The organism is Kribbella sp. NPDC055071 (assembly GCF_053608045.1).
Window position 1 is genome coordinate 245,502 of sequence record NZ_JBSGUS010000007.1, and the last position, 16,695, is coordinate 262,196.

Annotated in this window: 16 protein-coding genes; 10 read left to right on the plus strand and 6 right to left on the minus strand. The window is 67.3% G+C overall.

Going from position 1 to position 16,695, the window contains the following annotated elements; genetic code table 11:
• Positions 1 to 97 precede the first annotated feature (97 nt).
• Entirely contained in the window at positions 98 to 3,109 is a 3,012-nt protein-coding gene (locus ACWF4Z_RS14700) for a BTAD domain-containing putative transcriptional regulator (protein ID WP_452243534.1), read from the minus strand.
• 108 nt (positions 3,110 to 3,217) lie between these two features.
• Here ACWF4Z_RS14700 and ACWF4Z_RS14705 point away from each other — a divergent pair, with 108 nt between their 5' ends.
• The 4 genes from ACWF4Z_RS14705 (at position 3,218) to ACWF4Z_RS14720 (ending at position 5,827) form a co-directional block, all read left to right on the plus strand.
• Positions 3,218 to 3,781 (plus strand): NADPH-dependent FMN reductase, encoded by a 564-nt coding sequence (locus tag ACWF4Z_RS14705; protein ID WP_452243535.1) that lies wholly within the window; start codon positions 3,218 to 3,220, stop codon positions 3,779 to 3,781.
• 14 nt (positions 3,782 to 3,795) lie between these two features.
• On the plus strand, positions 3,796 to 4,338 hold the full coding sequence (locus tag ACWF4Z_RS14710; protein WP_452243536.1) for a dihydrofolate reductase family protein: 543 nt from the start codon (positions 3,796 to 3,798) through the stop codon (positions 4,336 to 4,338).
• 203 nt (positions 4,339 to 4,541) lie between these two features.
• Complete coding sequence (locus ACWF4Z_RS14715; RefSeq protein WP_452243537.1) at positions 4,542 to 5,165, plus strand: hypothetical protein; 624 nt, start codon at positions 4,542 to 4,544, stop codon at positions 5,163 to 5,165.
• Positions 5,162 to 5,827, plus strand: coding sequence for a hypothetical protein (locus tag ACWF4Z_RS14720; RefSeq protein WP_452243538.1), 666 nt, complete (start codon positions 5,162 to 5,164; stop codon positions 5,825 to 5,827). The genes ACWF4Z_RS14715 and ACWF4Z_RS14720 overlap by 4 nt, the downstream gene beginning before the upstream one ends.
• An 85-nt stretch (positions 5,828 to 5,912) precedes the next feature.
• On the opposite strand, the gene ACWF4Z_RS14725 is transcribed toward ACWF4Z_RS14720, so the two are convergent.
• Complete coding sequence (locus tag ACWF4Z_RS14725; protein WP_452243539.1) at positions 5,913 to 7,277, minus strand: FAD-binding oxidoreductase; 1,365 nt, start codon at positions 7,275 to 7,277, stop codon at positions 5,913 to 5,915.
• Between the two features lie 322 nt (positions 7,278 to 7,599).
• Between ACWF4Z_RS14725 and ACWF4Z_RS14730 the strand changes: the two genes are divergently transcribed.
• Together ACWF4Z_RS14730 and ACWF4Z_RS14735 are read left to right on the plus strand one after the other, a co-directional pair.
• A complete protein-coding gene (locus ACWF4Z_RS14730) occupies positions 7,600 to 8,637 on the plus strand; it encodes an alpha/beta hydrolase family protein (RefSeq protein ID WP_452243540.1) in 1,038 nt (345 codons plus the stop codon).
• Positions 8,638 to 8,711: 74 nt separating this feature from the next.
• On the plus strand, positions 8,712 to 9,263 hold the full coding sequence (locus ACWF4Z_RS14735) for a dihydrofolate reductase family protein (RefSeq protein WP_452243541.1): 552 nt from the start codon (positions 8,712 to 8,714) through the stop codon (positions 9,261 to 9,263).
• A gap of 93 nt (positions 9,264 to 9,356) precedes the next feature.
• Here ACWF4Z_RS14735 and ACWF4Z_RS14740 read toward each other — a convergent pair whose 3' ends face one another.
• Together ACWF4Z_RS14740 and ACWF4Z_RS14745 are read right to left on the minus strand one after the other, a co-directional pair.
• A complete protein-coding gene (locus tag ACWF4Z_RS14740) occupies positions 9,357 to 10,046 on the minus strand; it encodes a hypothetical protein (protein WP_452243542.1) in 690 nt (229 codons plus the stop codon).
• The gene (locus ACWF4Z_RS14745; RefSeq protein WP_452243543.1) at positions 10,043 to 10,387 is read right to left on the minus strand and encodes a hypothetical protein; all 345 of its coding nucleotides are present in this window, start codon (positions 10,385 to 10,387) and stop codon (positions 10,043 to 10,045) included. The genes ACWF4Z_RS14740 and ACWF4Z_RS14745 overlap by 4 nt, the downstream gene beginning before the upstream one ends.
• Before the next feature lie 167 nt (positions 10,388 to 10,554).
• On the opposite strand from ACWF4Z_RS14745, the gene ACWF4Z_RS14750 reads away from it, so the two are divergent.
• Both ACWF4Z_RS14750 and ACWF4Z_RS14755 read left to right on the plus strand, forming a co-directional pair.
• Positions 10,555 to 12,537, plus strand: a complete 1,983-nt coding sequence (locus ACWF4Z_RS14750) for a histidine kinase (RefSeq protein WP_452243544.1) — start codon at positions 10,555 to 10,557, stop codon at positions 12,535 to 12,537.
• Positions 12,534 to 13,181, plus strand: coding sequence for a response regulator (locus ACWF4Z_RS14755; RefSeq protein ID WP_452243545.1), 648 nt, complete (start codon positions 12,534 to 12,536; stop codon positions 13,179 to 13,181). The genes ACWF4Z_RS14750 and ACWF4Z_RS14755 overlap by 4 nt, the downstream gene beginning before the upstream one ends.
• Here the strand turns inward: ACWF4Z_RS14755 and ACWF4Z_RS14760 are convergent.
• Entirely contained in the window at positions 13,165 to 14,160 is a 996-nt protein-coding gene (locus ACWF4Z_RS14760; protein WP_452243546.1) for a helix-turn-helix transcriptional regulator, read from the minus strand. The genes ACWF4Z_RS14755 and ACWF4Z_RS14760 overlap by 17 nt on opposite strands.
• Before the next feature lie 54 nt (positions 14,161 to 14,214).
• On the opposite strand from ACWF4Z_RS14760, the gene ACWF4Z_RS14765 reads away from it, so the two are divergent.
• Positions 14,215 to 15,345 (plus strand): epoxide hydrolase family protein, encoded by a 1,131-nt coding sequence (locus ACWF4Z_RS14765; protein WP_452243547.1) that lies wholly within the window; start codon positions 14,215 to 14,217, stop codon positions 15,343 to 15,345.
• Between the two features lie 521 nt (positions 15,346 to 15,866).
• Here the strand turns inward: ACWF4Z_RS14765 and ACWF4Z_RS14770 are convergent.
• Positions 15,867 to 16,196 carry an effector-associated constant component EACC1 gene (locus ACWF4Z_RS14770; RefSeq protein WP_452243548.1) on the minus strand — a complete coding sequence of 110 codons (330 nt, stop codon included), beginning with the start codon at positions 16,194 to 16,196 and terminating at the stop codon, positions 15,867 to 15,869.
• A gap of 104 nt (positions 16,197 to 16,300) precedes the next feature.
• Between ACWF4Z_RS14770 and ACWF4Z_RS14775 the strand changes: the two genes are divergently transcribed.
• Complete coding sequence (locus ACWF4Z_RS14775) at positions 16,301 to 16,654, plus strand: hypothetical protein (protein WP_452243549.1); 354 nt, start codon at positions 16,301 to 16,303, stop codon at positions 16,652 to 16,654.
• Positions 16,655 to 16,695 lie beyond the last annotated feature (41 nt).

The following is a 16,695-nucleotide window of genomic DNA, read 5'->3' on the forward strand; positions in this document are numbered from 1 at the left end:
ACCTTCACCTGTAGAGAGGTTCGCTCGTCCAGCGAAGCGAAACTACTTCGCTAGACGAATAATCTCAAGGACAGAATATCTGCCGCTAACATGATAGCTACAGCAGGTCGAAGGCTTGTTCGGGCGTGAGGGTGAGACCGGTGGCGTAAGCGGTTTCGTAGTCCGGGGCACTCTGCGCGGCCGTGATGGCTCGATCGAGGTCTTCGGACTCGGTCGAGGCGATCAGATAGTTCTCGGTGGCACGGGTCGCGGCTGCCGCGCCGAGCAGGGTGGCAGCCAGCGTCTTGTCGGGGTGGCATGCCGCGATGCCCTCGAGGGCCCAGCACATGCCACGAAGCGAGTCGAACTCCACCGAGACCTCAAAAGCCTCCCTGTGCAGGGCCAGCGCGGCCACGGCATCGCCCTGGAGCTCTCTGACGAAGCCCAGCTCCTCCAACACGATCGACAGGTACAGCACTGGCTCGGCCTGCCGCCGAGCAACGTCGATCAACGCCTGTAGACGCTGTGAGGCCTCGTCCAAAGCGCCAGTACGACGGGCCGCGAACGCCAGCACGATCTCCGCGAGAGCCTGCGTCGCGCGCTGCCCTTGTTCGGTCGCCAGCCGCAGTGCACGCTCGCCATGGGTGCGCGCGGACTCGTAGCGGCCCTGCCGGATCGACGTCCACCCGAGCATGCCCAGCGCGCCACCGACCTCCGGCCAGAGCCCCAACTCCTCGGCGATCTGCGCGCTCTCCAGATGCAGCCGGGCTGACTCGTCGAAGTCACCCATCAGTTCCGCATGAGCGCCAAGCCAACTCGTGGCCTGCAGCATGCCCCACCGATCCCCCAGCGTCCGGAAGATCCGCACACTCTCAGACGCATCGGCGTACAAGGCAGGCAGGTCAGCTCGTACGTGCGCATGCTTCGCCCGAGCCAACAGGACAGCCGCTATGCCCCACTGGTCGCCGTCGTGCTCGAAGGTCTTGAGCGCTCGCTCCAACAGCATCAGGCACCAGTTGAGGTCGCCCGCATCGCTGCCGTTGTAGGCGACCCACCACTGCCCTCGGGCGTCAGCGGGTTCCATCCGCTCGCCGGTCTGCCCCAGCAGATACCTGAACCCGAGCTGCCACGCTGACAACCGTGCGGAACCCGGAACACTCTCCAGAGACCGCAGAGCCTCCAGATGCCGCCCCCGCAGGAACCAGTACCAGGCCATCGCGTCAACCAGCCGCTCGGCCAGATCCGACTGCCCAGTGGCCACGGCCCGCTCCACCGCCGTCCGCAAGTTGGCAGAGTCCTCATCCAGCAGCCCCAACCACCGACTCTGCTCACCACCGAACAGCTCGGCGGCCTCAGCCAAAGACGTGTAGTACAACAGATGCCGCTGCCGCACAGCCTCCAGCTCTTCAGCCGCACGCAGCTTCCCGATGCAGTACGCCGCCACCGACTCGAGCAGTCGATACCGCGGCCCATCCACCCCTTGCACCGGTACGACGAGCGACCGGTCAACCAGCCGGATCAGGACCTCAACCACGTCCGGCTCAGCGCAGACCGCGGCCGCGGCTTCCGCCGTACATCCATCTGCGTGTACGGCGAGTTGTCGCAGCACCGACTGCTCTGCCGGCGTGAGCAGCTCCCAGCTCCAGTCGATCATCGCGAGCAGAGTCTGCTGACGTGGCGCAGCACCGCGGTGGCCGGTGGCCAGGAGCCGGAAGCGGTCATCGAGCCGCGCTACCAGCCCGCGCACGCCCAGTGCGCGCACGCGCGTCGCCGCGAGTTCCAGCGCCAACGGGATCCCATCGAGCCGCCGGCAGAGCACAGCCACGTCAGCCGCGTTCTCCGGGGAGAGAGTGAAGTCGCGGTCGGCCGCAGCGGCTCGGGTGACGAAAAGCTGAACCGCACTGCAGTCCGACAACGCATCCAGAGCCGACGAAGGTGTTGGGATGTCGAGAGGCGGCACACTCCACACCACTTCACCAGCAAGCCCGAGCGGCTCGCGACTCGTCGCCAGCACCCGCAGTCCGGGCGCCCCGGCCAGCAGCCGATCAGTCAGCGCAGCGACCTCCGCAATCACCTGCTCGCAGTTGTCCAGCACCAGGAGCCGACTGCCCATGACTGACGTCAGTCGCTCGATAGCGCCAGCACCCGAGCCAGAGCTGTCCCGTAGGTCCAGAGCGGCCTGCACAGCGTCTGTGAGCGAGCTGCTTATCGACAGCGCGTCAGGTGTAACCGCGGCCAACTCAACCAGTACGACGCCGTCCGGGAACCGCTCTGCCACCTCGCGAGCCGCTGCGAGCGCCAGACGTGTCTTCCCCACTCCCCCAGGCCCAGTCAGCGTCACCAGCCGCGAGGACGCCAGGCACGCGCCGATGTCGGTCACCGCGCCAGTGCGGCCGATGAGCTCGGTCAGCTGCGCCGGGAGATTGCTGCGCGCGTGCGGAAGCTCCTGCGTGAGGATCGACTGCTGCAGCGCGACAACCTCCGGGCTGGGGTCCAGACCGAGCTCGTCGAGGAGTAGCCGGCGCAGCTCGTCGTAGCTCTCCAAGGCCTCGCTCTGCCGACCACTGCGGTAGAGGGCTTTCATGTGTGCGGCTCTGAGCCGCTCGCGCAACGGATAGGCGGCAACGAGCTCGGCAAGCTCGCTGACAGCACCCATGCGCTCCTCGTGCCATCGCTCCAGCGCAGTGAGCCGCTGTTCGGTCAGCCGAGCCACGCTGGTCTCCACGAACGCCTCATCGGCAAAATCGGCGTACGCCGGACCGCGCCACAACGCCAACGCCTCACCGAGCTCCCCGGCCGCAACGCGGTCCGCGAACTGCAGGGCGTCGTACGACGAACTCTCAACGCTGATCGAATAGCCGGCGGGTCCTGACTTGACCAGGGCGCGGCTGCCGGGCTCGGCGTCCTCGAAGGCGCGCCGCAGCTGCGAGACCTTGGCGGACAGCGTCCCGGACGGGTTACCCGGCAGGTCTGAGCCCCAGAGGTCGTCAATCAGGCGGTCGGCAGGGACAGGGCGGCCCTCGTGGACCAGCAGGTCCGCCAGGAGCGCGCGGACCTTGAGGCCCTGGATGGTCACGGGACTGCCCGCATCCGTCCAGGCCGTGACCGGTCCCAGCACCCCGAAACGCATGGCCGCACCCTATCTTTCCCGCCCTGCCACCCGCTGACCGGAAAGAAACCGTAAACGCCCTCGGGCAGAGTCTGAGTCAGCAGAGAGACACCGGAGAGGAGGCAGGACATGCGACTCGCAGTGATCATCGGCAGCACCCGCAACGGGCGCTTCGGACCGACCGTGGCGCACTGGCTGGCGCAGCAAGCCGCCAAACAGTTCGACGTGGACCTGATCGACCTGATCACAGCCAACCTGCCGACCACGCTGCCCGACACTGACGACGAGACGCCGGCGGAGGTCGCCGTACTGGCTCCGAGGCTGGATCGTGCGGATGCGTTCGCGGTGGTGACGCCAGAGATCAACTGCAGCTTTCCGGCCTCTCTGAAGACCGCACTGGACTGGTACTACGCGGAGTGGCACGCCAAGCCGGTCGCGATCGTCAGCTACGGCCGGGAGACCGGTGGACGCAACGCGACCGCCCAGCTCCGGCAGGTGTTCGCGGAGCTCCAAGCCGTCACTATCCGTACGACGGTCGCACTGCCCTGCTACTGGGAGCAGTTCACGACCGACGGGGACTGGCCCCGCCCTTCCGCCGGCTACGAGGCGGAAGTCACGATCATGCTCGACCAGCTCGTCTGGTGGGCCGAAGCGCTCCGGGACGCGCGCATCAAGCGTCCTTACCTACCGTAAGAAAGGAAAGACCCATGAGGAAGCTGATCGAGACCACGTTCATGACCCTGAACGGCGTCATCTCCGACCCGCAGCGCTGGAGCCCGCCGTACTGGGACGACGAGCACGCCGCCTACTCCCAGGCGCTGATGGAGGGCGTCGACGCGCAGGTGCTCGGCCGAGTCACCTACGAAGGGTTCGCGGAGGCGTGGTCGCAGCGCAGCGGTGATCCGTTCACGGACCACTTCAACGCGATGCCCAAGTACGTCGCCACCCGCACGCTCACCGGGGACCTGACCTGGAATGCGCAGAAGCTCGAAGGCGACGCCGCCGACGCGGTCCGGCGGCTCAAGGAGTCCGACGGCGGCGATCTGATCAAGTACGGCACGGGCTCGTTCTCGAAGACGCTGCTCGACCACAAGCTGGTCGACGAGTACCACTTCTGGATCTTCCCGGTGCTGGCCGACGGCGAAACCATGTTCCAGGGCACGGAATTCGACCTCACCCACCTCGAACTGCTCGGCTCCACCACCTTCAAGTCCGGCATCATCGTGCACAAGTTGGCACCGAAGGCCTGAAAAGCCGAAACGCCCCGAAAACAAGAGGTTTCAGCCGGTCACCGAGCGTTCGGTGGCCGGCTGAATGCTTGTCGTCGCAGACCTTGGGTACCGGCTTGGCAACGGGGGAAGTGAGGCGGCGCTGGGGACCGCCTGCCTACGGTCCTCGCGATCAGTCACGTCCAGATCGCCGGGTCCGCACAGCAATTCGGACTGGAGGTCTGATGGGTACCGTCCTGACCATTGTCATCATCGTTGTCGTCGTGCTTGCGGCTGCCGCGGTGCTGTTCATGTACCAACGCAAACGTTCGCAAGAACTGCAAGGAAAGTTCGGCCCGGAGTACGAGCGCACGCTGGACGAGTCCGGTGATCGGCGCAGCGCCGAGCGCGAGCTCCGTGGGCGTGAACGCCGCGTGTCGAAGCTCGACATCGTGCCGCTGAGCCGGCAGTCCGCTGTCAGCTATCGCGACGAGTGGGCACAGATCCAGCAGAGCTTCGTCGATCAGCCCGGAGCTGCTGTGGCCGACGCAGATCAGCTTGTGCTGCGGATGATGCGCGAGACCGGCTACCCGGTCGACGGGTTCGACCAGCGGGTCAACGACATCTCGGTCGACCACCCGCAGGTCGCCACGCATTACCGCGAGGCGCACCGGGTTGCAGTCGCGCAGGCGCGCGGCGAGACCGACACCGAGGAGCTGCGCCAGGCGGTGACTTCCTACCGTGCGCTGGTTGACGCATTGCTGGCCGACAGCGACAGGGCTGTCGCCGACGCAGCAGCCGACCGGGGGCGCCGTGACGCCCAACCGACCGATGCCCGACCGACCGACGCCAAGGAGCACAGAGCATGACCATGCACGATGACCGTCGCTTCGATTCGACGACGGACGACGACCGAGTCATGACCGACGCCGACGCGGGCCTGACCAATCAGCCCACCGACGACCAACTCGGCAACCGCGCGACGCGCGACCCCCTGAACGACCGCGGGCCGACCGACCCGGCCGACGCCGGCTCGACAGGTGACGCCCGTACGACGCGCGACCCCCTGAACGACCCCTTGCCGACCGACGCCGGTGCGACCGGTGACGCCGGCAGGACAGGTGACGCTCGTACGACGGGTGACTCCGGCAGGACTGGTGACGCCGGGAGGACTGGTGACGGCCGTACGACGGTTGACGCCGGTGCGACCGGTGACGACCGTACGGCCGGTAACGACCGTACGGCCGGCGATGGTACGTCGAGTGCGGAGCCGTTGGTCGCGTCTGCTGATGTTGTGGACTTCCGGGCGCGGTGGGAGGTCATCCAGCAGGGGTTCGTCGACGATCCGCGGGACGCGGTGAGCGAGGCGGACAAGCTGGTCGACGACCTGCTCAAGCGGCTCTCGGACACGTTCGGCCGCCAGCACCAGGACCTGGAGAACCAGTGGTCCGACGGCGAGCCCGACACCGAGGACCTCCGCTCGGCCCTGCAGCGCTACCGCGCGTTCTTCCAGCGCCTGCTGACCCTCTGACCCACACCACCGAGGATCACGGCACCGAGGATCACGACAGCGAGCTGGGGTACGGATCGCCGTACCCCAGCTCGCTGTTCGTTGCCTAGGGCGCGATGTTCTGGTTCAGATGGAACAGGTTGCCCGGGTCGTACTTCCGCTTCACCTCGACCAGCCGGTCGTAGTTCCCCCGGTAGTTGTCCCGGATCCGGCCCTGGTCGTCGTCAGCCATGAAGTTGACGTAACCGCCGGCCTCGGACAGCGGCGCGAGGTCGTCGTAGTACGAACGGACCCAGTCGATTCCCGCGTCGTTCTGGGCCGGATCCGGCCACATCCCGGCGATCACAGTGGCGAAATTCGCATCCCGGTAAGCGAACGCGGTCGCGTCCGGCGTGACCCGGTGGCACGCGCCGTTGATCGGATAGATGTGCACCGTCGAGTTCACCGCAGGCAGACCGGACGCGTGCCGCAAGTGCGCCTGGATCGCTTCATCCGTAAGTTCAGTAACAAAGTTTGCCTTCCAGTAGTGCTGGAGCCCGGCCGGCACCAGCCCGTCGAAGGCGCTGTTGAGTGCCGGGTACGGCATCGGGCCGACATGCTCGGCAACGACCGGCGCGAACTCACGGAACTTCGAGACCTGTGCCTCGCCCTCGGCCGGATCCCCGGCCCAGCACGCGACGATGAACGTGAACACCTCACCGTGGCGGTCCTCCGGGATGAACGGCAGCGGCGGCGCGATCTGGAACGCCGGGAACCCGCCGAGCTCCTCCGGCGCGTTCGCGATCAGGTCGCGGAACCCCTCCAGCACCGCGGCCCCTTCCGACATCTCGAACAACATCGGCCCACCGAAGACGGTCGACACCGGCGCCAGCCGGAACTCCAGCGCGGTCACCACACCGAAGTTGCCACCGCCACCCCGCAGCGCCCAGAACAGATCCTCGTTGTCCTTCTCACTCGCGATCAGGAACTGCCCGTCCGCGGTCACCACGTCGGCCGAGATCAGGTTGTCGCAGGACAACCCGAGTCCACGGGCCAGGTACCCGATCCCGCCACCGAGCGTGAGCCCACCGACACCCGTCGTCGAGATGATCCCGCCGGTCGTCGCCAGCCCGAAGGCGTGCGTCGCCGCGTTGAAGTCACCCCAGGTCGCGCCACCACCGGCCCGTGCGGTCCGGGTGATCGGATTGACCCGTACGTCGCGCATCTCTCCGAGGTCGATCACCACCCCGTCGTCGACCGTGCCGAAGCCCGGCACGCTGTGCGAGCCTCCCCGCACAGCCAGGTCGAGCTCGTTCGTCCGCGCGTAATCCACCGCGGCCATCACGTCGCCCGCGTTCTCGCACCGCACCACGACCCGCGGCCGCTTGTCGTGCATCGCGTTGTAGACGCGCCGCGCCGCGTCGTACCCCTCGTCGCCCTCGGTGAAGATCTGTCCCCGCGTTCGTTCCCTCAGGTCTTCGATCGTGCTCATGTCCGCTCCCCTGTCTTGTACGGCACTGTCCTGTCCAGGACTGTCCGGTACGGCAGGACGCGCGCGTACGACGCACGCAGCGCAGGCCGGTCCTCACCGTCGGCTGCAGCGCGAATCTCACCCCAGAGAGCGTCTGAACCCCCGACGGGCACCCCGGTCCTCCCCAGGAACCCTGCCCATTCCACATCGACCTTCTACCGGCAATCGGCGTACGTCAATGCCTAACTTTCACCGATCGCTACCTAACTCTCACGCTCACCGGCCGACAATCGTTGCGTCGTCTTTCGACCGATTTCCGCCGTCCGCCGAGACACTGGGGACCATGAAGCGGGTGGCGTTGGCGGGAGTCCTGGCGTTCGTGCTGACGGCCGCCGTCGCCTGCACCTCAGCAGACGACGCGGCACCCCCTGCGTCCAGCCCGAGTCCGACAACGCCCTCCACGTCACCCGCTCCATCCACGACAGCTCCACAGGCGACATCGCCGCCATCGACCGCGGCCCCGAATCCCGTGTCGCTGCAGGCGCTGATGACGAAGAAGTACAACGGCGGCAATCTCCGCCTCGCCCGCGTCCTGGCACGCAACGCCGCCTACACGCGCTACCACGTCACGTACACCAGCGGGTCGCTGACGATCTCCGGGATCATGAACGTCCCGACCACGCCAGGACCGCACCCGGCACTCGTCCTGAACCACGGCTACATCGACCCAGCCGTGTACACCAACGGCCGCGGCCTGATGCGTGAGCAGGACTACCTCGCCCGCCGCGGGTACGTCGTACTACACACGGACTACCGCAATCACGCGCAGTCGTCGGACGATCCGCGGTCCGAGCTCAACCTGCGGATCGGGTACACCGAGGACGTGATCAACGCAGTGCTCGCGCTGCGGACCTCGCCGTACGTCGATCCCGAGCGGATCGGGCTCCTCGGCCGGTCGATGGGCGGCGGGATCACGTACAACGTGCTCGTCGCGCAACCCGGTCTGGTCAAGGCGGCGGTCGTGTTCGCGCCGGTCAGCTCCGACGCGGTCGACAACTTCGACCGCTGGACCCGGAACGAGGGCCCGACCGCGACCGCCATCCTGCGCGCGTACGGCGAACCGTCCCGCAACCCGACGTTCTGGCGGAACCTGTCCGCGATCAACTTCTTCGGCCGGGTCACCGAACCCGTCCTGATCCACCACGGCGAGTCCGACTCGACCTGCCCGATCGCCTGGTCCCGCGAGACCCTCGCCGCGCTCAAGGCGGCCGGCAAGGACGCGACGATGTACACCTACCCCGGCGAAGAACACGCGTTCGGCCCAGCCTGGTCGACGTCGATGGCCCGCACGGTGACCTTCCTCAAAGAATCTGGAGTCTGATCCGTCAGCGGATGTCAAAGGCCGCGGATGAGCTCCGACCAGGGGGTACAACAACGGCTCAACTGGAGGACATCATGCGGAAGATCATGTACTACGTGCACTCGTCACTCGACGGTTTCATCGAGGGCCCGAACGGCGAGTTCGACTGGGCCCAGCTGGGCCCGGAGCTCGGCGACTACTCGATGAGCCTGACCGACCGCGCCGACATCCTCCTGTACGGACGGACGGTCTGGACGATGATGTCGTCGTACTGGCCGAACGCCGAGTCGATGAGCCCGGACGAGCATGCAATCGCGTTCGCGCCGGTCTGGCGGTCGACGCCCAAGGTCGTGCTGTCGACCACGCTGGACAGCGCCGACCACGGCACCCGGATCGTCCGCACGATCGAGGAGATCAAGGCGATCAAGGAGGCGCCGGGCAAGGACATCCTGCTCACCGGCAGCGCCAGCGTCGCGGCAGCCCTCGCCGAGCGCGATCTGGTCGACGAGTACCACGTGGTCGTCCACCCGGTCGTCCTGGGCGGCGGCAAGCCCGTCCACCAGGGCATCGACCGGCGCAACTTCCGGCTCGCCGACAGCCGCGTGTTCGACGGCCGCACAGTCCTCCTACGCCACGACCTGGTCTGACCGCGCTGTCGCTCGTCAGCACAGTCGGAGCGATCTTGCCCGGCCATCGAGGGCTCGTCCGACACGCGCCGGACGAGCCCACCCCCGATTCCTCTACGGCAGCGGTTGCCACTCGTCGTTCGACATCCGCAGGATCGCCAACGCCACCACGGCGTACCCAACGGCCTGCAGCCCCCAGCCGATCAGGTCGAGCGTGTGGTTGGGGATGATGATCGCGGCGATGAAGTGAATCGGCTGCGACACCAGGACCGCCACCGCGGCCCATCGCGCGACGATCCGCGACCGCCACATCGCGACGCCGATCAGGATCGTTCCGAGGACGTGTCCGATCACGAACACCGTGCCGGCCAGGTTCATCGACCCATGCGTCGCCTCAACCGCCTTGGTGATGTCCGCGGGATCGAGCCCCGCCGTCCCCGCCGACCAGGTGAACAGGTCCGACGAAGCCGTCCACGGCAGCGACAGATACCCCGGTACGACGAGGAACAGCGCGATCGCGGTCACCCAGGGCGCCCGCCGCCGAGTCAGCCGGCCCACCGCGTAGGCGCCGGGAACCAACGTGAGGATCCCGATATAACCGAGCCATGCCACCAAAGACGCGCGATCCAGATTTCCGACGGTCTTGTTGACGATCGTCGGAACGTCGTCAACCGTGTAGTACGGCAGGAAGTAACGCAGCAACGCGATCGCGAGCGGTCCGATCGGCAGCACCAGCGCGGCGACCCAGCGTGACAGGGGCCGGACGTCGGCTCCCGTCGTACGCGTCACCGTTTGTGTTGTCATTGTGCACCGACCAGCTCCCGCGTCGGCAGCAGTACCGCCACCACGCCGAAGACTGTCGCCGCGAGTCCGATCCCCGCCGCCGCGACCGCCGGTGCCGGCACGTCCGACGCGAAGAACGCCGGCACCGCGAGCAACGCCGACGCGATCCGTAGCGTGATCAACGGCGCCAACGCCCACCGCTTCCCGCGCCAGGCCAGACCGACGAACACCAGGCTGATCAGCCCGACCACTGCTCCGCCGATCGCGATCTCCATCGGCGGGTGCTCCCCGTCGGTCATCAGCGGCCCCAGCAGATCCACTACCGACAGCAGGCCGAGCACGATCAGGCCCGCCTTGTTCATCCGAGACATCTTGTGTACCCCCTCATCGAGTTCCGAGTGGCTCAACCATCCGGGCCGGGGCCGGTACGGCGCTTGGGCGCGGAATCCCTCCTGATCAGGCGCTTCCCCGGGACGGTCGGGATCGTGTTCCCGGGACAGCGGGACACTTGCGGGAGCACACTGCCGGTATGGATCCCGTCGCGTCTGCCTCGACCCGACCCACTCGGCACGCGCTCGCGGCCGGTCTGGGCGGGTTGGCCGTCGCCGAGGTGATCGCGGCGCTCGTCCTCGCGGCCGTGGCCGGCTGGGGCTGGCACGACCTGCTGGACGGGTTCGTGGTGACCAACGGGCTGATGGCGGTGACCTTCGGATTGTGTGGCAGCGTGATCGCGTGGCACCGCCCGGCCAACGCCATCGGCTGGCTGTTCATCGCGTTCGGCATCGGCTACGCAACCACTGCGCTCGGCGCACCACTCGGCCAGGCGCTGGTGGACGCCGGGGCACCGATCGTTGCTCAGCGGTTGGCGGTCACGCTGTTCCTGTGGTCCTGGCCGTGGTCGATCGCGCTCTTCCTTCCGCTGGCCCTGCTGCTCTTCCCGACCGGCCACCTGCTGTCACCACGCTGGCGCTGGGCAGCGATCTTCATCATTGCCACGTCGCCCTTGTTCGCCCTCGAGAGTGGCACCGACGGCGAGCCGCCGTCCGCCGGCATCCCCCACGGGTACCTGACGATCTCGTCGTACGACAAGCTCCAGCCGCTGTGGACCGCCACCGAAGTGCGCAACCTGATCGCGATCCTGCTGGCGATCGCCTGTCTCCTGATCAGATACCGTCGTGCCGACGAAATGGGCCGCCGACAACTGTTGTGGTTGCTGTTGGCATCGGTCATCGCGATCCTCTTCGTGACCCCGTGGGCCTTCGTCGCCGGTACGCCGGTCTTTGTTCTGTTGGCGATTCCGCTGATCCCGATCGCGGTCGCCGTGGCTATCGTGCGGTATCAGCTGCTCGACATCCGGCTCGTCGTATCCCGCGCACTGACCTGGGCCCTGCTGTCGTTGATTGCCATCGGCACCTATGCGGGTTTGGCCGCATTGCTCAGCTCACTCATCTCGTCGCAGGTCGGCCGATCCGCCGCGATCACCGTCCTGCTCGCGCTGATCCTCGCGCCGGTACTCCCCCGTCTGCAGCGCCTCGTCGACCGAGCTCTGTACGGCGACCGCCACGACCCGGCCCGCGTCGCGTCCCGAGTCGGCGAACAGCTCTCTGTCGGACTGCCCGGCGTCGTGGCCGCGATCCGGTCTGCGCTGCGGCTCCCGTACGCGAGTCTGACGGTCGACAACCAGGTCGTGGCCGAATCGGGGACTCGGCGCGACGTCGTGCCGCTTGAGCTGGAGTACGGCGGTCAGGTGGTTGGATCGCTCGAGGTCGGTCTGAGATCTGGCGAGTCCGGACTCGCCACGGCGGACCGGAATGTGCTGGCGTTGGTCGTCGTACCCCTCGCTGCCGCGGTCCACGCGACGCGTCTCTCGGCCGAGCTGCAGACCTCGCGCGAGAACCTGGTGTCCGCGCGGGAAGAGGAGCGCCGTCGCCTGCGCCGCGATCTCCACGACGGTCTCGGCCCGACCCTGACCGGCGTCGCGTTCGCGGCCGATGCGGCGACCAACCTCGTCGGCTCGGATCCTGGTCGAGCGCAGGAACTCCTGACGACGCTGCGATCCGACACGCGAACCGCGATTGCCGACGTACGTCGTCTTGTCGACGATCTGCGACCACCTGCCTTGGACGAGCTCGGGCTGGTCGGCGCGCTCAGGCAGCGTGCGGACCAGATGTCGTTCCGCGCAGACGGCGCGTCTATCCAGGTCGAGGTGTCGGCCAACGGTCTGCCGGCGCTACCCGCGGCGCTGGAGGTGGCCGCTTATCGGATCGCGACCGAGGCGCTGACGAACGTCGTACGACACTCGCGCGCGACGTCCGCCGTACTAGCGTTGCGCTGTGGCAGTGAGCTGGAGATCGACGTGACCGACGACGGGCCGCCGAACGGTGCGTGGCATCCTGGCGTCGGTCTGCAGGCCATGCGTGAGCGCGCCGCCGAGCTGGGCGGCCATTTCGAGGCGGGGCCGACTCCGACCGGCGGGGCTGTTCGGGCTCGCTTTCCCTTGGACAGCAGATGATTCGGGTCGTGTTGGCCGATGATCATCCGGTCGTGCGGGCCGGGCTCGCGGCCTTGCTGACGTCGTTGGACGGCATCGAGGTCGTCGGCGTTGCCGCGAACGGGCGGGAGGCGGTTCGCGAGGTGATCACGAATCGGCCGGATGTCGCCGTACTGGATCTGCAGATGCCCGACCTCGACGGTTTCGCCGCGACCCGCGAACTGGCTCGCTCGGCGCCGGCGGTCGCCGTACTGGTGCTGACGATGTTCGAGGACGACGACTCGGTCTTCGCCGCGATGCGAGCCGGGGCGCGCGGCTACCTGGTCAAAGGCGCCGAACAGGAAGAGATCGCGCGCGCGATCCGCGCAGTGGCCGCCGGCGAGGCGATCTTCGGCCCCGGCGTCGCGCGACGCGTCCTCGGCTTCTTCTCCGCACCCCCGCCAACCGCCGCGCCCTTCCCCGAACTCACCACCCGGGAACGCGAGATCTTGGATCTCCTCGCCGCCGGCCTGTCCAACTCCGCCATCGCCGACCGCCTCGCCCTCGCCGCCAAAACCGTCGCCAACAACGTCTCCACCATCTTCACCAAACTAGGCATAGCCGACCGCTCCACCGCCATAATCCAAGCCCGCAACGCCGGCCTCGGCTCTACCGAATCGCCTTGAGGTAGCGGTTGCCGATGGTTTCGAGGTGGGTGACGAGGGCGGGTGGGCCGTCGACGTGGAAGTCGAGGCCGAGCATGCCGATGTAGACGGCGATGATCTCCAGGGAGTCGGCGCCGGTGACGAGGACGCAGGTGTTGGCGTCGATCGGCTCGACCATGCCGACGGCGGCGTGGATGCGGGAGACGACTTCCTCGGCGGAGGCGAAGACGAGGATCCGGGCATGGACCACCCAGCCGGTGGATGCGACGTCTCTCAGGACGAAGTCGGTGTAGTCGTCGGCCGGCATCGGACGTGGTTGGTAGCGACGACCTGTTGCCATCCGCAACGACATCCAGTCGGCGCGGTACGTGCGCCACTCGCCGGCCTCGTCGCGGGCGACCAGGTACCAGTACCGATGCCAGCTCACCAACCGGTACGGCTCGACCAGGATCGGCAACTCGGAATTGCGTCCTGAGCCGGCGCTCCGCATCAGCGCGCCGGTAGGGATCTCGTAGTCGAACCGGAGATAGTGCTCGTCGCGGATGCAGGCCGCGATGGCGCTCAGTACGGCGGAGTCGATCTGCGGATCTTCGACGTTCGAGCCGGTGTTCTCGGGGCCCTTCTCCATCGCGCGGTGGATCGCGGTGACCTGGCGGCGGAGGCGATGCGGCAGCACCTGCTCCAGCTTCGTCAGCGCCCGCGCGCTGCTGTCCGCGATCCCGGCGACGCCGGTGCCGGCGCCGAGTCCGATGGCGACGGCCACGGCTTCCTCGTCGTCCAGCAAGAGCGGCGGCAGCTTCGCGCCAACCCCGAGCCGGTAGTGACCGGCCGGTCCGCGCGCCGCGTCGACCGGATAGCCGAGCTCGCGGAGCCGATCGATGTCGTTGCGAACCGTCCGCGTAGTCACCTCGAGACGCTCGGCGAGCTCGCTGCCGGTCCAGGCCGGGCGGGTCTGCAGCAACGCCAGCAGTGACAACAGCCTCGACGAAGTCTCCAGCATGTTCTTCTCCAAAATAGGAACCTAATGTTCCTATACGGATTCTACGGTAAAACCATGAACACGAACGAGAGCATCCGGCCCTTCACCGTCGACATCGCCCAGGCTGACCTGGACGATCTGCTCGCCCGCCTGGCGCGGACGCGGCTGCCCGAGCCCGTACCCGGCGACGACTGGGACTACGGCACCCCGAACCACTACCTCAGCGAGATGGTCGACCGCTGGCAGAACGGGTTCGACTGGCGTGAGCAGGAAGCGCGGATGAACGAGTTCCCGCACTACCTGACCGAGATCGACGGCCAGACGATCCACTTCATCCACGTACCGTCCGCGGTCGAGGGCGCGACACCGCTGCTACTGCTGCACACGTACCCGGGTTCGTTCGTCGACTTCCTCGACGTGATCGGGCCGCTGACTGATCCCGAGGCGTACGGCGGATCCGCGGAGGGCGCCTTCTCCGTCGTCGTCCCGTCGATGCCGGGGTTCGCGTTCAGTACGCCGCTCGTCGACCGGGGCTGGACGATGGCCCGCGTGGCCCGGACGTACGACACCCTGATGCGCCGGCTCGGGTACACGTCGTACGGTTCGCACGGCTCCGACGGCGGCGCGATGATCTCGCGGGAGTTGGGTCTGCTCAACCCCGCTGGCTTCCTTGGTTTGCACGTGTTGCAGCTGTTCTCCTTCCCCTCCGGTGACCCGGCCGAGTTCGAGAAGTTCACGCCGGAGGACTACGCGGCGCTGGAGCACCTGAAGTGGTTCCAGTCCGTCGGCGGGTACAACGCGATCAACTCCACCCGGCCGCAGACCGTTGCCGTCGGCATCTCCGACTCACCGGTCGGACAGCTGGCGTGGAACGAACTTTTCAACAGCTTCGGCAACGGGACCAGCCTGGTCACGCCGGAGCAGATCCTGACCGAGGTTTCGCTGTACTGGTTCACGAACAGCTCTGCCGCAGCGGGTCGGTACCACTACGAAGAGGCTCACGCTGGTGCTGAGCCGGCTCAGAACCACGCACCGACGGGCGTTGCGGTGTTCTCCGACGACTTCAAGACGATCCGTCCGCTGGCCGAACGCGACAACACCAACATCGTCCACTGGTCCACCTTCGAGACCGGCGGCCACTATGCGTCGCTCGAACGGCCGCAGGAGCTGGTCGGTGACCTGCGGACCTTCTTCCGCAACCTGTAGTGCTTCGCCGTACGACGTGGTCCGCAGCGGGCGCCGTCGTACGGCATGCTTCCCGGCGGCGCCGTCGTACGTAGAGAGCCCGGAGTGCTTGCGCACTCCGGGCTCCTTTGGGCTCCACCCGACTGGAGGGACGTCCGGCAGAGCTTCCTCCTGCGGGCCTCAGGCGCTGTGGCGTTGCTGCCACCAGGCTCGATGCAGCCGGGCACCACCCGTGTGACTGCAGCGAACCGCTCGATGAGCGACGTACACCCGAATCCTGCACCGGCCCATGCGCCGGCACCCCAACGAAGACCTCATCGTCTTCCCCCCTCGGAGATCCCCACCCCTGGCTCGCCCCTCGAACCAGGCAGTCTCCTCACGGCGGATCGCGTGACTTCCCCCCACGCGACACCATGCCTCGCACGCCCCCCGGCGCGTTCCGCACCAGCCCCCCGCCGGCCGCGTCGCCAGAATCCTGCTGTCGACGCTACGCCCGCCACACCCGCCGCGACAACGCCTGAATCATGTTTCAAACAGACGTCTCAGTGAGTGCTCAAGAACTCCTCGAGCTCTCCGACCCGCTCGTCGAACGTCCCCCGCTCCAACTCGATCGAGCGCTCCCCCAACGACACGGTGACCTTCCCCGGATTCCGCCGCCGCCGAATCCAGTCCCGCAGTACGGCGACCACGGTCGAAACCGCCGTAGCCCCACCCACCAACGCCACCCCGATCCCCGTCGCGGCGACGTCCTGCGTAGGCAACCCCTCCTCAGCCAGCTCCTTCCGCAACTGCTGAAACGCCTTCACACACCGCTTCTCATCAACCTCGACCCCATCCACCACCCGAACCTCAACCCAACGCCCTTCACCCATCCGCCACTCCCATCAGTTGCCCCCGGCCCCCTGTGGATAACTCCCACCCCAACCATCCCACCACTCCTATCCTGATGAGCACCCCCACAACCGAAAGGACCCCGATGGACTCCGAAGAAACGCCCCACCTCCTCCCCGACGGAGACCACGTGTGGGTCATCAAGACCTCAACCGCATCCGAGCTCCTCCCCCAGATGCTGGAACGCTTCCGCTTCGGTCACGAAGACCCGCTCATCTTCGGAGATGCCGGCCAACCCGAAGGCGTAGTAGTCCCCTTCGAACTATGGCGAGCTCTGGACACCCGAGTCTTCGACGAAGAGGGCTTCGACACCACCTACACCATCGCCCGCGCCCGCCTCGCCGACCCCCGCCCCTCAATCCCCCTCGAAGAGGTCGCCGCCGAGCTCGGCTGGGACCTCAACGAGCCAATCGACGACTCCGAATTCAAGCCGAGGTAACACAGTCCGAGGTCTGTGGATAACTCCGACGCCGACCGGCC